Origin of the sequence: Croceibacterium mercuriale (assembly GCF_000802385.1) — a bacterium.
In the GTDB taxonomy this organism is placed as follows: Bacteria; Pseudomonadota; Alphaproteobacteria; order Sphingomonadales; family Sphingomonadaceae; genus Croceibacterium; species Croceibacterium mercuriale.
Genome location: NZ_JTDN01000001.1, coordinates 1,265,684 through 1,285,632 on the forward strand (window position 1 = coordinate 1,265,684; position 19,949 = coordinate 1,285,632).

19 protein-coding genes are annotated in these 19,949 nt (G+C 66.9%); 8 read left to right on the plus strand and 11 right to left on the minus strand.

The window, feature by feature from the left end; all coding sequences use genetic code 11:
• Positions 1-6: 6 nt before the first annotated feature.
• Positions 7-489 (minus strand): SsrA-binding protein SmpB, encoded by a 483-nt coding sequence (gene smpB, locus PK98_RS05780; protein WP_039094961.1) that lies wholly within the window; start codon positions 487-489, stop codon positions 7-9.
• 63 nt (positions 490-552) lie between these two features.
• Complete coding sequence (gene dapA, locus PK98_RS05785) at positions 553-1,437, minus strand: 4-hydroxy-tetrahydrodipicolinate synthase (RefSeq protein WP_039096296.1); 885 nt, start codon at positions 1,435-1,437, stop codon at positions 553-555.
• Between the two features lie 99 nt (positions 1,438-1,536).
• On the opposite strand from dapA, the gene PK98_RS05790 reads away from it, so the two are divergent.
• Positions 1,537-3,492, plus strand: coding sequence for a lytic transglycosylase domain-containing protein (locus tag PK98_RS05790; protein ID WP_039094964.1), 1,956 nt, complete (start codon positions 1,537-1,539; stop codon positions 3,490-3,492).
• Positions 3,493-3,507: 15 nt separating this feature from the next.
• Positions 3,508-3,987, plus strand: coding sequence for a GreA/GreB family elongation factor (locus tag PK98_RS05795; protein ID WP_039094966.1), 480 nt, complete (start codon positions 3,508-3,510; stop codon positions 3,985-3,987).
• Here PK98_RS05795 and PK98_RS05800 read toward each other — a convergent pair.
• On the minus strand, positions 3,974-5,128 hold the full coding sequence (locus PK98_RS05800; RefSeq protein WP_152608545.1) for a patatin-like phospholipase family protein: 1,155 nt from the start codon (positions 5,126-5,128) through the stop codon (positions 3,974-3,976). The genes PK98_RS05795 and PK98_RS05800 overlap by 14 nt on opposite strands.
• 129 nt (positions 5,129-5,257) lie before the next feature.
• Positions 5,258-5,917: an outer membrane protein gene (locus PK98_RS05805; RefSeq protein WP_039094968.1), complete on the minus strand. Its 660-nt coding sequence runs from the start codon at positions 5,915-5,917 to the stop codon at positions 5,258-5,260.
• A gap of 251 nt (positions 5,918-6,168) precedes the next feature.
• Here PK98_RS05805 and rlmN point away from each other — a divergent pair, with 251 nt between their 5' ends.
• From rlmN to PK98_RS05820, 3 genes are read left to right on the plus strand one after another with little or no spacing between them, the layout of a single operon-like run.
• Positions 6,169-7,437 carry a 23S rRNA (adenine(2503)-C(2))-methyltransferase RlmN gene (rlmN, locus tag PK98_RS05810; protein WP_039096298.1) on the plus strand — a complete coding sequence of 423 codons (1,269 nt, stop codon included), beginning with the start codon at positions 6,169-6,171 and terminating at the stop codon, positions 7,435-7,437.
• A 24-nt stretch (positions 7,438-7,461) separates the two neighbouring features.
• Positions 7,462-8,397, plus strand: a complete 936-nt coding sequence (locus tag PK98_RS05815) for a septation protein IspZ (RefSeq protein ID WP_039094969.1) — start codon at positions 7,462-7,464, stop codon at positions 8,395-8,397.
• Between the two features lie 53 nt (positions 8,398-8,450).
• Positions 8,451-10,952, plus strand: coding sequence for a PhoX family protein (locus PK98_RS05820; RefSeq protein WP_039094971.1), 2,502 nt, complete (start codon positions 8,451-8,453; stop codon positions 10,950-10,952).
• Positions 10,953-11,074: 122 nt separating this feature from the next.
• On the opposite strand, the gene PK98_RS05825 is transcribed toward PK98_RS05820, so the two are convergent.
• The gene (locus PK98_RS05825) at positions 11,075-12,085 is read right to left on the minus strand and encodes a polyprenyl synthetase family protein (RefSeq protein WP_039094973.1); all 1,011 of its coding nucleotides are present in this window, start codon (positions 12,083-12,085) and stop codon (positions 11,075-11,077) included.
• Between the two features lie 88 nt (positions 12,086-12,173).
• On the opposite strand from PK98_RS05825, the gene PK98_RS05830 reads away from it, so the two are divergent.
• Positions 12,174-12,503, plus strand: coding sequence for a chorismate mutase (locus PK98_RS05830; RefSeq protein WP_039094975.1), 330 nt, complete (start codon positions 12,174-12,176; stop codon positions 12,501-12,503).
• On the opposite strand, the gene PK98_RS05835 is transcribed toward PK98_RS05830, so the two are convergent.
• From PK98_RS05835 to PK98_RS05850, 4 genes are all read right to left on the minus strand, one after another.
• Entirely contained in the window at positions 12,500-13,981 is a 1,482-nt protein-coding gene (locus PK98_RS05835; RefSeq protein WP_081996049.1) for a sensor histidine kinase, read from the minus strand. The genes PK98_RS05830 and PK98_RS05835 overlap by 4 nt on opposite strands.
• Positions 13,917-14,591, minus strand: coding sequence for a response regulator transcription factor (locus PK98_RS05840; RefSeq protein WP_039094977.1), 675 nt, complete (start codon positions 14,589-14,591; stop codon positions 13,917-13,919). Before PK98_RS05840 ends, PK98_RS05835 begins: the two co-directional genes overlap by 65 nt.
• A gap of 96 nt (positions 14,592-14,687) precedes the next feature.
• Positions 14,688-14,996, minus strand: coding sequence for a PepSY domain-containing protein (locus PK98_RS05845; protein ID WP_039094979.1), 309 nt, complete (start codon positions 14,994-14,996; stop codon positions 14,688-14,690).
• A gap of 90 nt (positions 14,997-15,086) precedes the next feature.
• Entirely contained in the window at positions 15,087-15,824 is a 738-nt protein-coding gene (locus PK98_RS05850; RefSeq protein WP_039094981.1) for an SIMPL domain-containing protein, read from the minus strand.
• A 141-nt stretch (positions 15,825-15,965) separates the two neighbouring features.
• Here PK98_RS05850 and PK98_RS05855 point away from each other — a divergent pair, with 141 nt between their 5' ends.
• Positions 15,966-17,753, plus strand: a complete 1,788-nt coding sequence (locus tag PK98_RS05855; protein ID WP_039096300.1) for an ABC-F family ATP-binding cassette domain-containing protein — start codon at positions 15,966-15,968, stop codon at positions 17,751-17,753.
• Between the two features lie 25 nt (positions 17,754-17,778).
• Here PK98_RS05855 and PK98_RS05860 read toward each other — a convergent pair whose 3' ends face one another.
• Positions 17,779-18,267, minus strand: coding sequence for a DUF6456 domain-containing protein (locus PK98_RS05860; protein WP_039096301.1), 489 nt, complete (start codon positions 18,265-18,267; stop codon positions 17,779-17,781).
• Between the two features lie 104 nt (positions 18,268-18,371).
• On the opposite strand from PK98_RS05860, the gene PK98_RS05865 reads away from it, so the two are divergent.
• Positions 18,372-18,947, plus strand: a complete 576-nt coding sequence (locus PK98_RS05865) for a helix-turn-helix domain-containing protein (RefSeq protein ID WP_039094983.1) — start codon at positions 18,372-18,374, stop codon at positions 18,945-18,947.
• Positions 18,948-18,961: 14 nt separating this feature from the next.
• Here PK98_RS05865 and secF read toward each other — a convergent pair whose 3' ends face one another.
• Positions 18,962-19,945 carry a protein translocase subunit SecF gene (secF, locus tag PK98_RS05870; RefSeq protein ID WP_039094985.1) on the minus strand — a complete coding sequence of 328 codons (984 nt, stop codon included), beginning with the start codon at positions 19,943-19,945 and terminating at the stop codon, positions 18,962-18,964.
• Positions 19,946-19,949: the final 4 nt, after the last annotated feature.

A 19,949-nucleotide genomic window follows, 5' to 3' on the forward strand; every position in this document is an offset into this window, starting at 1 on the left:
GGGCGATCACCCGCGATCGCGCATGATCCGCGCCTTGTCCCGTTTCCAGTCGCGATCCTTCACCGTCTGGCGCTTGTCATGCACCTGCTTGCCCTTGGCCAGCGCCAGCTCGACCTTGGCCCGCCCACGGCTGTTGAAGTAGACCGACAGCGGGATCAGCGTCATGCCCTTGCGCTCCACCGCGCCGATCATCTTCTCGATCTCGCGGTTGTGCAGCAGCAGCTTGCGCGGCCGCTTGGGCTCGTGATTGTAACGGTTGCCGTGGCTGAACTCCGGCACGTTGGCATTGATCAGCCAGGCCTGTCCGTCATGCACCTGTGCATAGCTTTCGGCGATCGACCCCTCGCCACCGCGCAGGGACTTCACCTCGGTGCCGCTGAGGGCGATCCCCGCCTCGAACGTTTCCTCGATGAAATAATCGAACTTCGCGCGCCGGTTCTCGGCGACGGTCTTCTGCTTGTCGAAGGTGGCGGGTTTGGGTCTGGCCATTGGACCGCGGCATGTAGGACGCAAAGGAACCGGCGGGAAGCCCCGGGATGCGCAATGTTCGTCCTAGTCGAGCAATTCCAGCCCGGCCAGCGCCGCATCTACCGCCGCCCGCGCACCATCGCTGCAAGGCACGATGGGGAGGCGCACCTCCTCCGTCAGCCACGGGTGCAATCTTGCCAGCGCGTACTTGGTCGGCGCGGGGCTCGCATCGGCGAACAAGGCTCGGTGCAACGGGAACAGGCGATCGTTGAGCGATCCTGCCAGCGTCCAGTCACCCGCATCGCAGGCGGCGTGCAACGCGGCGGACAGCGCGGGAGCGACGTTTGCGGTCACCGACACGCAGCCGGTCTGCCCCAGCACGCGGCCAGCCAGCGCGAGAGGATCGTCACCCGACAGCTGGCACAGCCCCCCGCCCGCAAGCAGCCGGTGCGTCACTACCCGCGTCAGATCGCCGCTGGCATCCTTCAGCGACACAATCCGGTCCGGGTGCCGCCGGTGCAGCTCGGCCACCGTCTCAGGCAGCAGGTCCGTCACCGTGCGGCCGGGCACGTTGTACAGCATGATCGGCAGGTCGCACGCCTTGGCCATGGTGGAAAAATGCGCCAGCAGCCCGGCCTGGCTGGGACGGTTGTAGTAGGGCGCAACGCACAGCGCGGCACTGGCGCCCAGCTTCTGCGCCTCTTCCAGATGCCACAATGCGGTGCGGGTATCATTGCTGCCGCAGCCGGCAATCACCGGCACACGGCCCTGGGCGAACTCCACCACCAGACCGATGACGCGGTGATGCTCCTGATTGTCCAGGGTCGATGCCTCCCCAGTCGTGCCACAGGCGACCAGGGCGGCAGAACCGCTCTCGATCTGCCAGTCCACCAGGCGCCGGAGGGCGTTCTCGTCCACCGCGCCATCGCGGAACGGTGTGACGAGTGCAGGAATTGAGCCAGAAAACATTGCGCCGCTTTCGCCTTGTCCGTTAACCAGGGGCTCGACACGGCCGTTCGGCCGCATACCCCTGTTCGTTAAGCGCCTGATAAGGAGCCGCCCGGCACGATGTCCAGCATGCTTCACACCCGATTTGCCGCGCTGCTGCTGGCCAGCGCGCTCGCTTTCCCGTTCTCCGCCACGGCCCAGAGCACCGACCCCGCGGCAGTCGCCGCAGAATATGACCGCAATCGTGCGCAGCTTTCCGCGGTGCAGCCGGGGCCGATGGCGGGCGCGATCGCCCGCTGGCAGGCGCTGAGTGCAGGCGGATCCTTCTCGTTCAACGATTATGCCGGGTTCCTGATGCAATATCCCGGCATGCCGGACGAGACGCGGATGCGCGGTTTCGCCGAAGGCCGGCTCAGTCAGGAATATGCCGACCCGGGGCAGGTTGTCGCCTTTTTCGACAGCTACCCGCCGCTCGGCAACACGGCCCGTGCGCAATATGCGCTGGCCTTGATGTCGGTCCGGCCGGATGCGGCGGCGCAGGTCGCGCTGGAGGCATGGCGCGGCGGAGAGATGGCCGACACCGCCTCTGCCGCGATCCTCGCCAGTTATGGCGGGCAGCTGACGCAGGCCGATCACGATGCGCGCATGGATGCGCTGCTGTGGCAGCGTGACCGGCTGGCGGCGGAACGGCAGATGGTGTGGACCTCCCCGGCATTGCAGCCGGTCTTCTCGGCCCGGCTCGCCATCCTGCAGGGCGGCGATGGCGCGATCGGCGATCCGACCGCCCGGGCCGATCCGGGCTGGCTGTACAATCGCAGCCGCGAACTGCGGCAGGAAGATCGCACCGGCGAGGCGGTGATGCTGGCGGCACAGCACCCGCAGCTTTCGCGTCTTCCCTTCGACCAGACCCGCTGGGTGGAGGAGCAGCTCGCCGCCGCGCGCGCCGCCGACGCGCGGTCCGCCGTCGCCATCGCCGCCCGCATCGACGAGGCGTTCGAGGCTGGCGCCGACATCAGCATCAAGCCGTACAAGCTGCGCGACGATTATACGTCGCTCGTGTGGCTGGGCGGTACGCAGGCCCTGTGGCAGCTGGGCGACGCTGCCAGCGCGGCACCGCTGTTCTACCGGTACGGCAATGCGGCCCGCACGGGGCAGACCCGCTCCAAGGGGTTCTACTGGGCCGGCTTTGCCGCCACACGGGCCGGCGACGCCGCAGGGGCGCAGCGTTACTATGAGCTGGCCGCAGCCTACCCCGACCGATTCTACGGGCAGATGGCGCTGGCGGCACTCGGCCGCCCGGTGCCGCCCTTCCCCGACGGACCCGCGGGCGAGCCGACCGCGGAGGAACGCCAGCGGTTCCGGCAATTGCCGATCACCGCTGCCGTGACCGAAGTCGCCCGCGACGCCCCGTGGCGCGTGGGCATAAGGTTCTATCGCGAACTTGCCGACCAGGCGACAAGTGCCGGCGAGCACATGCTGGTGGCCGAACTGGCGCGGGAGATCGGCCGGCGTGACCTGGCGGTCAACCTGCTCGATTCCGCAGTGGCGGATGGTCATACCGGCTTCACCCGCATCGGCTTCCCGACCGTGATCCCGCCGGCTGGCGCCGACTGGACCATGGTCCACGCCATCGCCCGGCAGGAAAGCCAGTTCGCCCAGAATGCGATAAGCCATGCCGGTGCTACCGGCCTGATGCAGCTGATGCCGGGCACCGCGCGGGAGGAGGCGAACAAGGCAGGCTTGGCATATATCCAGTCCAGCCTGATCGACGATGCCGGCTACAACATGACGCTGGGCAACAACCACATCCAGCGGCTGTATGCCCGTTACGGCAGCTGGCCGCTGGCGATCGCCGCCTACAATGCGGGACCGGGCAATGTGAACAAGTGGCTCTCCGCCAACGGCGACCCGCGCACCGGCTCCGTCAGCTGGATCGACTGGATCGAACGGATCCCGTTTTTCGAGACCAAGAACTACGTCACCCGCGTGATCGAGAATGCCGTGGTCTACGAACAGCTCTATCCGCAGAACGCCCCCTTCGGCCGGGCACGCGGGGTGGAGGATTTCCTGCGGTAGGCTAATGCCTGCCGCATGAAGCAGCACGACAATCCCATCACCCCGGCAGGGCTGAGCGCGCTGAAGGCCCGCTATGACCACCTGCTGGGGACCGAGCGGCCGGAGATCGTCGCCATTGTCAGCTGGGCTGCGGGCAATGGCGACCGGTCGGAGAATGGCGATTATCTGTATGGCCGCAAGCGGATGCGGGAGATCGACCGCGAACTGGCGCATCTGGTCCGCCGGATGAAGGCCGCGCGGGTGATCGATCCGGCCGCCACGCCCGATCGTGGCCGCGCCTTCTTCGGTGCCACCATCACCATCGCCGACGAGGATGACAACCAGCGCACGCTGACCCTGGTCGGCGATGACGAGCAGGACGCATCCGCCGACCGCATCGGCTGGAGCGCGCCGATCGCCCGCGCGCTGCGTGGCGCTGCCGTGGGCGACCTGCGCACCGTGCGCCTGCCCGCGGGCGAGAAGGAGTGGGAAGTGGTCGGGATCAGCTACCCGTAAGCAGCGCCTCGTCGCCGCAGCGCACCTGCGGCCCGTCGGGGTGGGTCAGGTCGAAGGTGACGATCCCGCGCCGGTAGCGATCACGCGCCTGCCATAGCGGATGCCGCAGCGATTCCGTGCCGTCCGCAATGCCCGACTCCCAGTGGCCGTTCACCGTGGCGCGACTGAACTCGTAATCCTTGCTCTGCGTCTCGAACGGCTCGCGGCGGTTGATCAGGTGCAGCACACATACCGCACCCGGCCGTGGCAGGACGGACAATGCCCGGACATCCGGATCATCCTGCAGTTCCGGCGGCAGCTTGGCCACCAGCCGCGCAGCCGCCAGCCGCAGCTCCTCCAGCTGCTGCTGCAGGTCGGTGTTCATGCGGGTACGGCTGCTGTAGCGGATGTCCTTGTCCCGTTGCAGCACCTCCGAGATATTGGTCGGCATGTCGCCCAGGGCATGGAACAGGTCGACCTGGAACACGGTCAGGTCGCCTTGCGCTTCGTCCAGCACATGCTGCAACGGCGTGTTGGACACCAGCCCGCCATCCCACCATGCCTCCCCGTCGATCATCACTGGCGGAAAGCCGGGCGGCAGCGCGCCGCTGGCCATCACGTGCTCCGGCCCGATCGTACGTTCCCGGTTGTCGAAATAGGAGAAGTTGCCGGTCCGCACATTCACCGCCCCCACGCTGACCCGCATGGCGCCATCGTTCAGCCGGTCGAAATCGACCAGTTCCAGCAGCGTGTCACGCAGCGGCGTGGTGTCGTACACACCCAGCGGCGGCATCTCGCCCGGCAGCAGCCAGTCGACCGGCGGACGCGGGCGGAAGAAGCCGGGCACGCCGCCCGCCATGATGCCGGCCGCCGCCCATTCGTTGAACCACTGACGCACCGTGCCTTCCGGCACCAGCGGCTGCACAAGCCATTCGGACGAGACGAGATCCCAGAACTGCCGCAACCGCTCCACCCGACGTTCCGCCGGGTTGCCGGCGATGATCGCGGCGTTGATCGCGCCGATGGAGATGCCGGCGATCCAGTCCGGCTCGAACCCGGTCTGGTGCAACGCCTCGTACACGCCGGCCTGATATGCGCCCAAGGCACCGCCGCCTTGCAGCACCAGGACATCGGGGCGTGATCGCGAAGGGCTATGCATCATGGTCGCAACATGATGTTCGCCATGCTGCAATGCAACATCCGCAATCGCGAAGGTCGAACGCAAACGGGCGCGAGGGTTGCCCCCCGCGCCCGCATGGCCGGCCTGGATGGCCGAAGATCGATCAGCCGATCAGAAACGGTAGCCGAGGCCGGCCATGACCTGGTGGCGATCCATGTCGATGTCGAACCGGTCGCTGCGGATCCCGCCTTCGCCGCGCACTTCGCCGTCGCCGTAGTTCGAGTACCGGTACTCGCCCTTCAGGAACAGGTTGTTGCTCAGGGCATATTCCGCACCGGCGCCGATGCGGTAGCCATCGAGGTTGATGTCGGTATCGGTCGTGTCACCACCGGCACGCGTCAGCACGTTGTAGCTGGCGTTGGTATAGCCACCCTTGACGTACACCAGGGCGCGCGGAGTCGCCAGGATACCGGCACGCAGACCGACATACAGATCCCGGCCGGCTTCGACCGCGCCTACGCCGAAGGTCTCGACAGCGGCGGTGTCGTAATCGGTTTCCGCGCTGGAACCGGTATACTCGCCCTCGATCCCGAGCAGCGCACCGCCGGCCGCGAAGTCATAGCCCACGCCCACGCCGTAGCTGGCGCCTTCCATCGACTGGTCCAGGTCATCGGCGTTGTCGATGTCCTGCGAGCTGCCGGGCTTGTTGATGTCGTAGCCCACCAGCGCTTCCACGCGCGGGCCGGTGAAGGTCGGGTTCTGCTGCGCGGTGGCAGGCGCGGCGAGCGCGATGGCCGAACCGGCGGCGAGAAGTGCGAGACCCTTGTACATAATCGTAGCTCCAACTGTCCAAACGCGCAGCCGTTGTTCTCGGCCTGCGGACCCGTTGAATGTCGGACACACCCCTCCGGTTTCATGAACCTAATACAACGAAAGCAGCGTTGTATTTCAGCAACAGCTTTGTCGATGAACTGCAACACTGCATCGACGAACCGTTGATCCGGCCTTCGGCGGAGCGGGAACCGCAAGCTTCGCAGCGCAAATTGGCTTTCCGGCCGGATTGGCTTATATGGCGGCGGATCATGCCAGACACTGCCCTGATGCCCATCCCCGGCCCGCTCGATCCGGTGCCCGTTGCCCGCGAGGTCACGCCGCGTGGCGATGGCCGGATCGATCTCGTCGGTCTGCCGCGCCCGCGTATCGCGGAACTGCTGGAGCAGGCGGGGCTCGATCGCAAGCAGGCCAGACTGCGCTCGCGCCAGCTGTTCCACTGGCTGTACCATCGCGGAGTGACCGGGTTCGAGGCGATGACCGACATCGCCAAGACCATGCGCCCCTGGCTGGCGGAACGCTTCGTCATCGGCCGGCCAGAGGTGGTCGAGGCGCAGCATTCGACCGACGGCACGCGCAAATGGCTGCTGCGTACCTCCGACGGCCATGATTTCGAGATGGTGTTCATCCCCGACGCCGATCGCGGCACGCTGTGCGTCTCCAGTCAGGTCGGCTGCACGCTGAACTGCTCCTTCTGTCATACCGGCACGATGCGGCTGGTCCGCAACCTGACGCCGGGCGAGATCGTCGGCCAGGTCATGCTGGCGCGTGATGGCCTGGGCGAATGGCCGCGCGGCACCATGGTCGGGCTCGATGGCGTGGAGGACGAAGGCGGCTACACCACCGACGGCCGGCTGCTGACCAACATCGTGATGATGGGCATGGGCGAGCCGCTGTACAATTTCGACCATGTTCGGGACGCATTGCAGCTGGTGATGGATGGTGACGGGTTGGCCTTGTCCAAGCGCCGGATCACCCTGTCCACCAGCGGCGTGATCCCGATGATGGAGCGGTGCGGACAGGAGATCGGCGTCAACCTGGCCGTCTCCCTGCATGGCGTGCGCAAGGAAGTGCGCGACGAGTTGGTGCCGCTCAACCGGAAATACGGGATTGAGGATCTGCTGGCCGCCTGCGCCGCTTATCCTGGTGCATCCAATGCCCGCCGCATCACCTTCGAATATGTCATGCTGAAGGACCGGAACGACAGCGACGAGGACGCGCACGAGCTTGTCCGCCTGCTGCGCAAGTACGACCTGCCGGCGAAGGTCAACCTGATCCCGTTCAATCCCTGGCCGGGTTCCGGCTACGAATGCTCCACTCCGGAACGCATCCGCCGCTTCTCGGACATCGTGTTCGAAGGCGGCATCAGCGCGCCGGTGCGCACCCCGCGCGGGCGCGACATCGACGCGGCCTGCGGTCAGCTGAAGACCGCCGCGGAGAAGCGCAGCCGGGCCGACCGCGACCGCGACCGCGACGCAGCGGCTGCGGCGGCATCAGCGGAACACCTCGTCCATCCTTGATCACTCCTGCTGCAGGGCCGACCGATGAACCTGACCTTTGCCCGATACCGCCGCCCCTTCGTTGCGAGCGGCGTGTCATGCGAGGTGACGGTCCGCGCCGACTTTGCCGGCATGCACAGCGAGCTGGCGATGGATGGAGCAGTGGTCGCCCGCGACAGCACGCCCAGCATGGGGGCGGACGCGACCCGCAATCACCGGCTCGCCGCCACGCTGCCCGACGGTACGGCGCTGCTGGTGGAGGCGGGTTATATCAACTGGGTCAATGTCGGCATCGCCGTGCGGGTGGGCGACAGCCTGGTGCACGAGAGCCATCCCGGCCGGCGGATCGCCTATCCCGAAAGTGCCCACAAGATGGCGTCCGACGCCAATGTGGACATGAGCCGGTACCGCGCCAACAAGGTGCCCCTGCTGGTGGACATCACCCTCGGCATCCTGTTCTACGTGCTCGCCAAGCTGACTGATCTGACTACGGCGGCACTGGCAGGGGCGGCAATCGGCTTGGCGCTGGTGGTCGTGCAACGCTTCGTGAAGGTGGACCTGCTGGGCGGCCTGGCGATGTTCGGCGTCGTCATGCTGCTGCTGTCGGCGGCACTGGCGCTGATCTTCCAGGACGACATGGCCGTGAAGATGCGTAGCACCATCCTCGGCCTGATCAGCGCGGGTCTGTTCCTGGGCGATGGCCTGCTGGGCGGCAATCGCCTGGGCAAGGGGCTGGTGCGGTACCTGCCCTATACCGATGTCGATCCAGGCCGGCTGGCCCTCGGGCTCGGCCTGCTGGGCCTGGTCATGGCGGGCCTCAACTATCTGGTGGCGCTCTATGCCAGCACCGATGTCTGGCTGTTCTACAGCACCTTCGTGGACTTCGTGCTCGCCGCCAGCCTGACACTGCTGGTGTTCCGCTACGCCCGGGGGCGGATGTTTGCGCGCAGTCACGAAACTGTCTCACCAATCGCAAAATGATGTAACACTGCGCCGATAGCGCGACCCCATCAACTTGGACGGGGAAGTGCATCATGGACAACCAGCTCGATCATCGCGGCTACTGGGACGGCGACACCGACACCAACAACATGGGCAGCCGTTCGCTGGAAAGCATGGCGGCCGAACGGTTCAGCCGCCGCCAGACGATCATGGGCAGCCTGCAGGCTTCCGTTGCGGCATTCCTCGGCACCACGCTGCTGGCCGCCTGCCGCGATGACGATGACGCGGTTGCGCCGACCGTCAGTGCGGGGCAGGATGCAACCGTCTCCGCCGGGCGCACTGTCACCCTGACCGGCTCTGCCACGGGTGCGGGCGCGGCGGCATGGGCGCAGACCGGTGGACCGGCGGTGACGCTGAGCGGCACTGGCGAGACCGTCACCTTCCTCTCGCCAGGCGTGGCGCAGAACACGCCGCTGACCTTTACCTACGGCGCTGCCGGTGGCGGTGTCACCGCGACCGACAGCACGGTGATCACCGTCACCCCGGCGCAGCTTGCCTTCACCGCCGTGCCCAAGTCGCAGAGCGACGTGGTTGTCGTGCCCGCGGGCTACAACGTGACGGTCCTGACCCGCACCGGCGACCCGATCGCTGCCGGCGTGCCGGCCTATCGCAACGATGGCACCGACACGAACTTCGCACAGCGTATCGGCGACCATCATGATGCGCTGGCCTATTTCGGCCTGAACGCCGCCGGGAACAAGGATCTCGCCTCCTCCACCCGCGGGCTGATCGTGCAGAACCACGAGAACATCAACAACCAGTACCTGCACGTCAACGGCTCGACCAACGTGTCCACCGGACCGCGTCCCGAAGGCGAGGCGATCAAGGAGATCGAGGCGCATGGCGTCTCCGTCACCGAGATCCGCGACACCGGCAACCGCCAGTGGACCTGGGTGCAGGACAGCCGCTACAACCGCCGCCTGACGCCCAACACGCCGACGGTGATGCGCGGTCCGGCGCGCGGCAGTGATCTGCTGCGCACCGCCTACTCCCCGGCCGGAACGGATGGTCGCGGCACGATCAACAATTGCGCCAACGGCGTCAGCGTCTGGTCGACCGTGGTGACCTGCGAAGAAAACTGGGCCGGCTACTTCCGCCGCCCCAGCAGCGGCGCAGCCAGCGACAACGCCAACCGCTCCGTGGGCGAACAGGTCAGCCTGCGCCGCTACGGCGTGACCAGTTCGACTGGCAGCTATGCCTGGTCGACGGTGAATTCGCAGAACTCGATCTTCCGCAAGTGGGACGCGCGCGCCACGGCCGCCGATGCCACGCAGGATTACCGGAACGAGCCCAACCAGTATGGCTGGGTCGTCGAGTTCGACCAGTACAATCCCGCATCCGCCCCGCGCAAGCGCACCGCGCTGGGCCGGTTCGGCCATGAAGGCGCATGGTTCGGCCTGCCGGTCGCCGGTCGGCCGATCGCCGTCTACATGGGCGACGATTCCCGCGGCGAGTATCTCTACAAGTTCGTGTCGCGGGAAAACTGGTTGGCGGCCGATGCCACTGCCAGCGATCCGCTGGCGATCGGTGACAAGTATCTGGACCAGGGTACGCTGTACGCGGCACGGTTCAATGCGGACGGCACCGGTCAGTGGCTGCCGCTGGTGTTCGGCCAGACCCCGAACCGCCCGGCCACGGGCGCCGATCCGGAATATGTCTTCGCCAGCCAGGCCGACATCTGCGTCAATGCGCGGCTTGCCGGAGATGCAGTGCGTGCGACCCCGATGGATCGCCCGGAATGGACCGGCGTCAATCCGGCGAACGGGGAGATCTATCTCACCCTGACCAACTCCAATGCCACGCTGCGCCCGATCAGCGGGACAGACGCGGCCAATCCGCGTCACTACAACGATCCGAAGGGCGCGACCGAGCCGGTGCCCGATCCCGCCACCCCGCCGCAGCCGACCAACCAGTACGGCAATCCCAACGGCCACATCATCCGTCTCCGGGAAACCGACGACAATGGTGCCGGCACCACGTTCCGCTGGGACATATATTTGTTCGGTGCCGACAATGTGGATGCCGACCCGGTCAACGTGAACATCTCCGGCCTGGATGACAGCAATTCGTTCAGCAGCCCGGATGGCCTGTGGTTCTCCCGCCCCACCAACCCGGCCGGCCAGGGCCGCCCGCTGATGTGGCTGCAGACCGATGATGGCGCGATCCTGGACCGGACCAACAACCAGATGCTGGCCTGCTTCCCGGGCCGGGTCGGCGATGGCGGCGCCCGCACCATCACCAATCGCGCGCAGAACGGAACCACGCGGCAGCAGGCCACCATCGTGGGTGCGAATGCTACGCCGGCGACCGTCAAGCGCTTCCTGGTCGGGCCGCAGGAATGCGAACTGACCGGCGTGGACAGCACACCGGACGGGCGCACGCTGTTTGCGGGCATCCAGCATCCCGGCGAGGCGGGCGATGCGACCCGGCCGACCAGCAACTGGCCGCAGAGCCAGGCCGGCACTAATTCCGGCCGTCCCCGCTCCGGCCTGGTGGCCATTACCAAGGCCGATGGCGGCATCGTAGGTATCTGATCCCGGCCATTGGGTACAAGGAATGCGGCCGGTCCTCTCTGCGAGGGCCGGCCGTTTTCTGTCTCTCTGGTGATGAAACTGACGGGGGACCTACAGCCCCGAACCTTCGCGGAGGATGTGCGTCAGTAGCCGCGGCTGACGGCGAAGCGCGCGGCGTCGATCATGGCCGCCCGGGCCTTGCTCTCCGGGAAGATCGACAGGGCATCGCAGGCGCGTTCCGCGAAGTGGCGGGCCCGTTCGCGGGTGGCGTCGATGGCGTCGTGGCGGCGGATCAGCGTCACCGCATGCGCCAGATCCTCGTCCTCCGTGCGGAAGCCGGCGATGGCGTCGCGCCAGAACTGCCGTTCCTCGTCGGAACCCCGGGCATAGGCGAGGATCACCGGCAGGGTCATCTTGCCCTCCCGGAAATCGTCACCCTTGTCCTTGCCCATCTCCGCGGCCGTGCTGTCGTAATCGATCGCATCGTCGACCAGCTGGAAGGCGATGCCCAGGTTGCGGCCATAATCGTCAAGCGCCTGCTCCTCCGCGTCGCCGGTCTCGGCCACGACGGCGGCGATGCGGCTGGCGGCGGCGAACAGGGCGGCGGTCTTGCTGCCGATGATATGGAGGTAGCGATCCTCGCTCGTCTCGATCCGGCGCTGCGCGACCAGCTGGTCCACCTCGCCCTGCGCGATGATCGCACTGGCGGAGCTCAGGATCTTCAGCACGCGCAGGCTGCCATCCTCCACCATCAGTTCGAAGGCGCGGGCGAACAGGAAGTCGCCCACCAGCACGGCAGCCGGATTGCCGAACACGATATTGGCGGTAGACTGGCCACGGCGCGTTTCCGACCCGTCCACCACATCGTCATGCAGCAGGGTGGAGGTATGGATGAACTCCACCGCGGCGGCCAGCCGGTGATGACGCGTGCCCTGGTAACCGCACACCGCGGCACCCGCCAGCGTCAGCATCGGCCGCATGCGCTTGCCCCCGCCGGCGATCAGGTGACCGGCCAGCGCCGGGATCAGCGGGATCTCGCTCTGCATCCGGTCCAGGATGATCTGGTTGACCGCATTCATCGACGTCTGCGTCAGCGACAGAATGGGGCCAAGCGACGGTGCTCTGGCGGGCAGCGGTACAACCTCGGCGCTCATGCCCGTGCAGATGGACAAGGTTCCCCTGCTTGGCAAGCGCGGAATCCCTGTCTAGCAGGTGAGGCACACCAGCAGATCAGGGACGACAATGCAGGCACGGGCAGCCCAACCGGAACAGGCCGGCAATGATGCGGTGCTGGCCGGCTTTCGCCGGTCCATCGACAACATCGATGCCGCGCTGGTGTGCATGCTGGCCGAACGGTTCCGCATCACGCAGGCAGTCGGCGAATACAAGGCGCGCGTCCAGCTGCCGCCGGCCGATCCCGACCGGGAGGCGCGCCAGATCGCACGGTTGCGCAGCCTGGCCGAAGATGCCGACCTCGATCCCGAATTCAGCGAGAAGTTCATCCGCTTCGTGATCGAGGAAGTTATCCGGCATCACCAGCGCCACGCCGCGGCGGAGGCGGAAGCGGGCTAGACCGGCAGCCCGGCACGCGGCAGGTGCAGGCGCACCAGCACGCCGCCCAGATCCTCGCTTTCGTCCAGGTCCACCGTCCCGCCATAGATGCCGACGACATCGCGGACGATCGCCAGGCCCAGGCCGGTGCCGGGCTTGCCGGTGTCCAGCCGCGCCCCGCGCCCGAACATGCCGTCGCGCTGCTGCTCCGGGATGCCGAGCCCGTCATCCTCCACCCAGATGGTGCAGTTCGGCCCACCCGGCTCCGCATCCACGGTCAGGAACACGCTGCCCCCGCCATATTTGGCAGCATTCTCCAGCAGGTTGCCCAGCACCTCGTCCAGATCCTGCCGCTCGATCGCGACCTCCGCCGCGGGTGAGCCGGCAATGTCGAACCGCACCGCCGGATAGAGCCGCGCCACGGCCCGCTCCACCGCGCGCGCGCTGTCCATCACATTGGTCCGGGACAGGCCGATCGCCCGCCGCCCTAGCGCACGGGCGCGGGCGAGATGGTGGTCGACATGCCGCCGCATCGTCGCCACCTCGCGCAGCACGGCTTCGTTCAGGTCGGGTGCCCCGGCGCTGGCCGCATTGGTCAGCACGGTCAGTGGCGTCTTCAGCGCATGGGCCAGGTTGCCGGCGTGGGTACGCGCCTCCTCTGCCTGCCGGTCGGTATGCGCCAGCAGGGCGTTCAGCTCCTCCACCATCGGCTGTACTTCCTGCGGCAGGGGATCCGTCACGCGATTGGCCCCGGTCGTGCGGATGCGGGCAATCGCCTTGCGCACCCGGCGCAGCGGCACCAGCCCGTACCAGGTCTGCAACGCCACCATGCAGAACAGGCCCACGCCCAGAACCACGAAACTCCACACCAGGATGGCGCGGCTGTCGGCAATCTGAGCATCCAGCTCGCCCCGGGCAGCCGCGACGGCAAACTGCCACTCGGTATTGCTGCCGGGCAGGCGCAGGGTTCGCTCCACCACCCGCAGCGGCTCTTCCTCGAACTGTTCCGTGTTGTAATAGCGCGGGCGATAATCATGCCGCTCGCCAGACAGCTCCAGCGTGCGATCCCACAGCGACCGGGACGGCCAGCTTTCGTGCCCGTCCCCGCTGATCTGCCAGTACAGCCCGCTATTGGGCTCGAGAAACCGCTGGTCCCCGAGCGCGCGGTTGAAATAGACCTCGCCCTCCGGCCCGATCTCGGCCGAACCGATCATGCTGGTCAGCACATATTCCAGCTGTTCGTCGAACTGGTCGGTCAGCAGGGAATTGATCGTGCGATCCAGCGCCACCCCGCCCAGCAGCAGCAGCACGCCGATCCACGCGGCCGCGATCAGCAGCATGCGCCGGGCGAGGCTGCCCGTCTGTGGCTGCGCGCCGCCCTCCGTGGCTGTCACCGCCGGCGCGGCACCGCTGTCCGGCGCCACGCCCGGCGGATCATCCGCGCGGGGCGTCGGGATCGTCGAGGCTGTAGCCAAGGCCGCGGATGGTGGTGATGACATCGGCACCCAGCTTCTTGCGGATGCGCGTCACGAACACCTCGATCGTATTGGAATCCCGGTCGAAATCCTGATCGTAGATATGCTCGATCAGCTCGGTGCGGCTGACCACCTTGCCCTTGTGGTGCATCAGGTAGCTCAGCAGCTTGTATTCCTGCGCGGTCAGCTTGACCGGCTCGCCCGATAGGGTGACGCGTCCGCTCCGCGTGTCCAGCCGCACGCCGCCGGCGATCAGCTCGCTGCTGGCATTGCCCGTGGCGCGGCGGATCAGTGCGCGCAGGCGGGCGATCAGCTCCTCCGTCTGGAACGGCTTGGCCAGATAGTCGTCAGCACCGGCATCCAGCCCCGCGACCTTGTCGCTCCAGCTGTCGCGCGCGGTCAGCACCAGCACGGGGAACTTGCGCCCCTCCCGCCGCCACATGCCCAGCACGGTCAGTCCGTCGATCTCGGGCAGGCCGAGATCCAGGATCACGGCGTCATATTCCTCGGTCGAGCCCAGGAAATGCCCGTCCTCGCCATCGACGGACAGATCCACCGCATAGCCGGTCTGCTCCAGCGTGGTCTTCAGCTGTTGCCCCAGCGTCGGTTCGTCCTCGACGATCAGGATGCGCATGTAAGTTTCCCTGCGGTTGACCCCGGAACTGCTCTGGGCTTTGGAGGGGAACGCGTCAACAACCCGGCTGTTTCCCGCTGGCAACTAAGGCCCGCCTCAGCGGGACACGCGCAGCACCCGGGCGGTGCGCGCATCCACGTCCACCCACACGACCTGCCCGTCCTTGATGAACTTCAGGCGATAGGCCGTGGCAACCCCGTCATATTCGAAGCCGAGATATTCGTTGCCGCGCATCTGCGGAATGATCCGGCGCTCGATCTCGCGCACGGACATGACCCGGCCGGCCTGCATGTGCGTGCGCACGTTCTGCTGGTCCTCCCGCGACTGGGCGGAGGCAGCGACCGGGATCACCGGCAGCAGGGTAATGGCAGCGGCTGCAAGAAGCGAGGCGGGGCAAGTTCGCATGACCCGATAGTGACTGGACGCAGGCCATTGAACAAGAACTGAATGTTTCCGACAGACCGGCCTCAGAAAGGCCGGCCTGCCTGTGTTGCATCAGCGTGTCAGTTCGAACGTGGTGACGATCGTGACACCGGCCTGCACCAGGCCCGGCTGGACCGGCGGCGCGGCCTTGGCGGAGACCGCCTGCACATCCATCGCGCGCATCAACGGCTGCGGCATGCCCGGCGCGATCCCTTCTTCCAGCTTCAGCAATCGGACGTCGGAATAACCCGCCATGCGCGCATATTCCTTCGCCTGCGCCATCGCTGTCTGCATCGCTGCCTGCCGTGCCTGCGCCCGGGCGGCCGTATCGTCCGCGATGGTGAAGTCCGGCCCGGACAGGTCGGTGGCACCGGCGGCGACCAGCGCATCCAGCACTTCGCCGACACGATCGACCCCGTCCAGCTTCACGCTCACCCGGTTTGACGCAGAATAGCCGCGGAATACCTGTCGCTGCGCTGTCTGGTCGTAATCATAGCGTGCGCCCAGGCTGATGCCGGCGGTCTGGATGTTGTTCGCCGGCACGCGCAGCTGCCGCAACCGGGCGATCACCTGCTCCATCTGCGCCGAATTGCCGCGCAAGGCTTCCACCGCCGTCGGCGCCTCGCTGGTCACGCCGGCACCGATGGTCACCTCGTCGGGCTCGGCCTCGACATTCTCCGTCACCGTCAGCTCCACCACCGGGCCGCTCGCGGCGATCTGCACCTCCGCTGCCTGCACCGGCGCGTTGGTTATTGCGGCGGCGGCCATGGCGCTCGCCATGAACCCTGCGGCGGGTATGAACATCTTCATCGCGAAACACTCCTTTGTCATTGCTGCACGTCTGCTGCCGCCCGGCGGATGAGCGGGTCATGAACTCGGTACGGCCATGGCGGCCGCCCCTGTGCACGGCTTGTCTACGCCAGACGGAACCCTTAGGTGCCCGCCTTGAACATGGCAGATGCACCAATCCTTTCCTGGGAAAACCTTTCCCTGCAGCAGGGCGGCCGCTGGCTGTTCACCGACCTCGGCCTGCATGTGGGGCCACGCGACAAGCTGGCGCTGATCGGCCGCAACGGCGCGGGCAAGACCACGCTGCTGAAACTCGTCGCCGACCGGATCGAGGCCGACAAAGGGACGCGATCGGTACAGCCGGGTACGCGCATCGTGATGCTGGAGCAGGAGCCGGACCTCAGCGGCTACGACACGCTGATGGACTTCGCACTCGGCGGCGACGACGCACCGCCCCGGTTCGAGGTGGATGCGATCGCCGGGCAGCTCGGCATCGACCTGTCACGCAGCGCCGCCACGGCGAGCGGGGGCGAGCGGCGCCGGGCGGCGATCGCGCGTGCCCTGGCCATGGAGCCCGACCTGCTGTTGCTGGACGAGCCGACGAACCACCTGGACCTTGCCGCGATCGACTGGCTGGAAAGCTGGCTGCAACGCTATCGCGGGGCGTTCATCGCCATCAGCCATGACCGGACCTTCCTGAAGCGGCTGACCAATGCAACGCTGTGGCTTGATCGCGGATCGATGCGGCGCAAGGATATCGGCTTTGGCGGCTACGAGGCATGGGAAGAACAGGTCTATGCCGAGGAAGCGCGCGCGGCCGAGCGGCTGGACGCCCGGCTGAAGCTGGAGGCGCACTGGCTGGAACGTGGCGTCACCGCCCGGCGCAAGCGCAACCAGGGCCGGCTGGAGGCGCTGTACAAGATGCGCGCCACCCGTGCAGCGATGATCAATCCCGCCGGCACCGCCAAGCTGGGCCTCGCCACCGATGAAGAGGTGCGGACCAAATCGGTGATCGTGGCGGAGGAAGTCGGCAAGATCTACGGCGCCCGCACTGTGATCCGTGACTTCACCCTGCGCATTCAGCGCGGTGATCGCATCGGCGTCGTCGGGTCGAACGGGGCTGGCAAGACCACCCTGCTGAAGCTGCTGACGGGCGAGATCGAGCCGGATACCGGCAAGATCACGCTGGCCAAAACGCTGAACGGCGTGATGATCGATCAGCAGCGTGCGCTGATGCAGGGCGATCGCACCGTGCGGCAGATCCTGGCCGAAGGCGGCGACTGGATCGACGTGCGCGGCGTGCGCAAGCATGTGCAGGGCTACCTCAAGGAGTTCCTGTTCGATCCGGGCATTGTCGACATGAAGGTCGGCGTACTGTCGGGCGGGGAGCGCAGCCGCCTGCTGCTGGCGCGTGAATTCGCCAAGGCATCAAACCTGCTGGTGCTGGACGAACCGACCAACGATCTCGACCTGGAGACGCTCGACCTGCTGCAGGAGGTCATCGCCGACTATGAAGGAACCGTGCTGATCGTCAGCCACGATCGTGACTTCCTGGATCGCACAGTCACCGTCACCCTGGGGCTGGATGGCAGCGGGGATGTCGACATCGTGGCCGGCGGCTACGAGGACTGGGAGGCTAAGCGCAAGGTGCGCCAGCCGGCCGGCGGCAAGGCCAAGGCGACCGCGCAGGCCGCGCCCCCGCCACCGCCGCCTCCCCGGGCCACCAAGCTGACCTACAAGGACCAGCGTGACTATGACCTGCTGCCCGGCCGGATCGAGGAACTGGACGGGTTGATCGCCAAGGGCGAGGCCGCGCTGGCCGATCCGGCATTGTACAGCAGCGATCCGGCCAGGTTCTCCCGCATCTCCGCCGCGCTGGATCAGACGCGGGCCGAAAAGGATGCGGCGGAGGAACGCTGGCTGGCGCTGGCGGAGCAGGTGGAGGGCTGAACGCCCTTCCCCTGCTCCAGCGCTCTCACCTGATCCGGTAGTAATCGGCCACCCGCTCCAGCGCGAGCTTCAGCACCAGCTTGCCGCTGCGTGCCGGCCATTCCAGTGCCTTCTCTGCGATTGGCAACGTCTCGCCGCTGCAGACCACGCGCCACAGGATGTCCTGCAGCCCCTTGCCGGCGCTGTCGCAGGCTTCGCCGAACCGGCGCTTGGCAGCGATCTGCCGCTCCGTCGCGGACAGGCCGGCATCGCCCGTGCCGCGGATCCGCACCACGTCCCAGCTCATCGTGATGTTCGGGCCAAGCTGGGCCCGCTCCCAATCCGCCCGCAACCGCTCGCCCGCCTCGTACAGCCGGTCTTCCAGGTGGCCATGCGCGTGCAGCCAGGTGAGCGGCGATTCTGCGATGTTGACGGTGACGCTGCGCTTCTTCGTGCCCGCGCCCCGCGCGCCGACCTTGCGGCCGCGCACCGGGCCTTCGCTGGTCATCTCGCGCGTCACCAGTTCCTGCTGCATCATGGACTGCGACTCCCCTGTCGTTCGATGCGACCGGGTTGCCAAATGCGTTGGCCTGTAGGAAAACGGAAAACCAATCAGGTTAGCATTTTCCGGGACGAGATATGATCAACCGCATCCGCGACATCCGGAAGGAGAAGGCCCTGACGCTGGCCCAGGTGGCTGCGGCGTGCGACCCGCCGACCACCGCGCAGACGATCGGCCGGCTGGAAACGGGCACGCGCAAGCTCAGCCTGGACTGGATGAACACGATCGCGGCTGCGCTGGACGTGGAACCGAACCTGCTGGTGCGCGGCAGCGCCGCGGCGGAACAGCCGCAGATCGTGGCCCGGTTGACGGAGAACGGCGCGGAGGCTCTGGGCAAGCCGCGCGATGCGATCCTGCCGACTGCGCTTGGCGGGGAAGCGCCGCTGATCTGCCTGGCGATCGAGGCGACACAGGGCGAGTACCGCGCCGGCGATCAGGTTTGGCTGCGCCAGCACAAGCCCGAGGATGCGGGACGGCTCGTCAATCGCGACGTGCTGTGCCCGCGCTCCGGCGGGCGCTTCGCCTTCGGGCGGCTGATCAACCGGGAAGGCAGCAAGATCGGCCTGCTGCCTCCCTTCGCCGGTCAGTTGCAGGTCGTCGTCGACAACCCGCCCTGGATCGCGGTGGCGGAGATGCTCGTCCGCCGCCTGTGACCCTCAGGCGACGGTCAGGGCTCGGCCCTGCCCATCGCCTTGCGCGCCTGCCGGTCGGCCGCGCTTTCCTTCGGCACGAAGCTGTCCGACGTCACGCCCAGCCAGATCAGGAACGGCGCCGACATGAAGATGGACGAATAGACCCCGATGAAGATGCCCAGCGTGATCGCGGCAGTGAAGCCGAAGATCACGTCCGGCCCAAGCACCAGCAGCGCAACCAGCGTGATCAGCAGCGACAGCGACGTGACGATGGTGCGCGAGAGGGTTTCATTAACGGACAGGTCGAGCAGCTCGGGCAGCGGCATCCGGCGATACTTCTTCAGGTTCTCGCGAATGCGATCATAGACCACGATCTTGTCGTTCAGCGAATAGCCGATCAGCGTCAGCAGCGCGGCCACGATGTTGAGGTCGAACTCCCACTGCGTCAGCGAGAACATGCCGACAGTCAGCAGCACGTCCTGCACCAGCGCGAACAATGCGCCGACACCGAATTGCCACTCGAACCGCACCCAGATGTAGATCGAGATGGCGATGGAGGCGAGCACCAGCGCCAGGATGCTGGTCTCGAACAGTTCGCCGGACACGCGGCCCGACACCGCATCGACGCCGTCGATCCGTGCATCCGGATGATTGGCCCGGATCACCGCCGTCACGGCGTTGGTCATCTGCGCCGACAGTTCCGGCTGCGTGTCCGCCCCGTCGGGCAGGCGCATGCGGATGGAGATCTCGTTCGGCTCGCCAAAGGCCTGGATCACCGGCTCCCCGAAGCCGAGTGCGTCGATCTCCTCGCGCAGCTCGGTGACGGGTGCTTCCGCGCTCTGGGTGAAGGTCGTGCGGATCATCTGGCCGCCGACGAAATCGATCCCCAGGTTCAGCCCGTTGGTGAACAGCAGCGCCGCCGCGCCCAGCATCGCCAGCACGTTGACGATGAAGAACGGCCATTGCCACCGCAGGAAGTGGATGTTGGTATTGTCGGGGACTAGCTTCAGCAGTTTCATCGCG

Excerpts from the sequence above, each read along its gene's own strand:
- PK98_RS05800 (WP_152608545.1), bottom strand. The coding sequence starts at position 5,128 with ATGATGCATAGCCCTTCGCGATCACGCCCCGATGTCCTGGTGCTGCAA.
- PK98_RS05855 (WP_039096300.1), top strand. The coding sequence starts at position 15,966 with ATGGCAGATGCACCAATCCTTTCCTGGGAAAACCTTTCCCTGCAGCAG.
- PK98_RS05840 (WP_039094977.1), bottom strand. The coding sequence starts at position 14,591 with ATGCGCATCCTGATCGTCGAGGACGAACCGACGCTGGGGCAACAGCTG.
- PK98_RS05805 (WP_039094968.1), bottom strand. The coding sequence starts at position 5,917 with ATGTACAAGGGTCTCGCACTTCTCGCCGCCGGTTCGGCCATCGCGCTC.
- smpB (WP_039094961.1), bottom strand. The coding sequence starts at position 489 with ATGGCCAGACCCAAACCCGCCACCTTCGACAAGCAGAAGACCGTCGCC.
- PK98_RS05860 (WP_039096301.1), bottom strand. The coding sequence starts at position 18,267 with ATGCAGCAGGAACTGGTGACGCGCGAGATGACCAGCGAAGGCCCGGTG.
- PK98_RS05865 (WP_039094983.1), top strand. The coding sequence starts at position 18,372 with ATGATCAACCGCATCCGCGACATCCGGAAGGAGAAGGCCCTGACGCTG.
- PK98_RS05820 (WP_039094971.1), top strand. The coding sequence starts at position 8,451 with ATGGACAACCAGCTCGATCATCGCGGCTACTGGGACGGCGACACCGAC.
- PK98_RS05830 (WP_039094975.1), top strand. The coding sequence starts at position 12,174 with ATGCAGGCACGGGCAGCCCAACCGGAACAGGCCGGCAATGATGCGGTG.
- PK98_RS05790 (WP_039094964.1), top strand. The coding sequence starts at position 1,537 with ATGTCCAGCATGCTTCACACCCGATTTGCCGCGCTGCTGCTGGCCAGC.
- PK98_RS05850 (WP_039094981.1), bottom strand. The coding sequence starts at position 15,824 with ATGAAGATGTTCATACCCGCCGCAGGGTTCATGGCGAGCGCCATGGCC.
- PK98_RS05835 (WP_081996049.1), bottom strand. The coding sequence starts at position 13,981 with ATGTCATCACCACCATCCGCGGCCTTGGCTACAGCCTCGACGATCCCG.
- PK98_RS05825 (WP_039094973.1), bottom strand. The coding sequence starts at position 12,085 with ATGAGCGCCGAGGTTGTACCGCTGCCCGCCAGAGCACCGTCGCTTGGC.
- PK98_RS05815 (WP_039094969.1), top strand. The coding sequence starts at position 7,462 with ATGAACCTGACCTTTGCCCGATACCGCCGCCCCTTCGTTGCGAGCGGC.
- dapA (WP_039096296.1), bottom strand. The coding sequence starts at position 1,437 with ATGTTTTCTGGCTCAATTCCTGCACTCGTCACACCGTTCCGCGATGGC.
- PK98_RS05845 (WP_039094979.1), bottom strand. The coding sequence starts at position 14,996 with ATGCGAACTTGCCCCGCCTCGCTTCTTGCAGCCGCTGCCATTACCCTG.
- PK98_RS05795 (WP_039094966.1), top strand. The coding sequence starts at position 3,508 with ATGAAGCAGCACGACAATCCCATCACCCCGGCAGGGCTGAGCGCGCTG.
- secF (WP_039094985.1), bottom strand. The coding sequence starts at position 19,945 with ATGAAACTGCTGAAGCTAGTCCCCGACAATACCAACATCCACTTCCTG.
- rlmN (WP_039096298.1), top strand. The coding sequence starts at position 6,169 with ATGCCAGACACTGCCCTGATGCCCATCCCCGGCCCGCTCGATCCGGTG.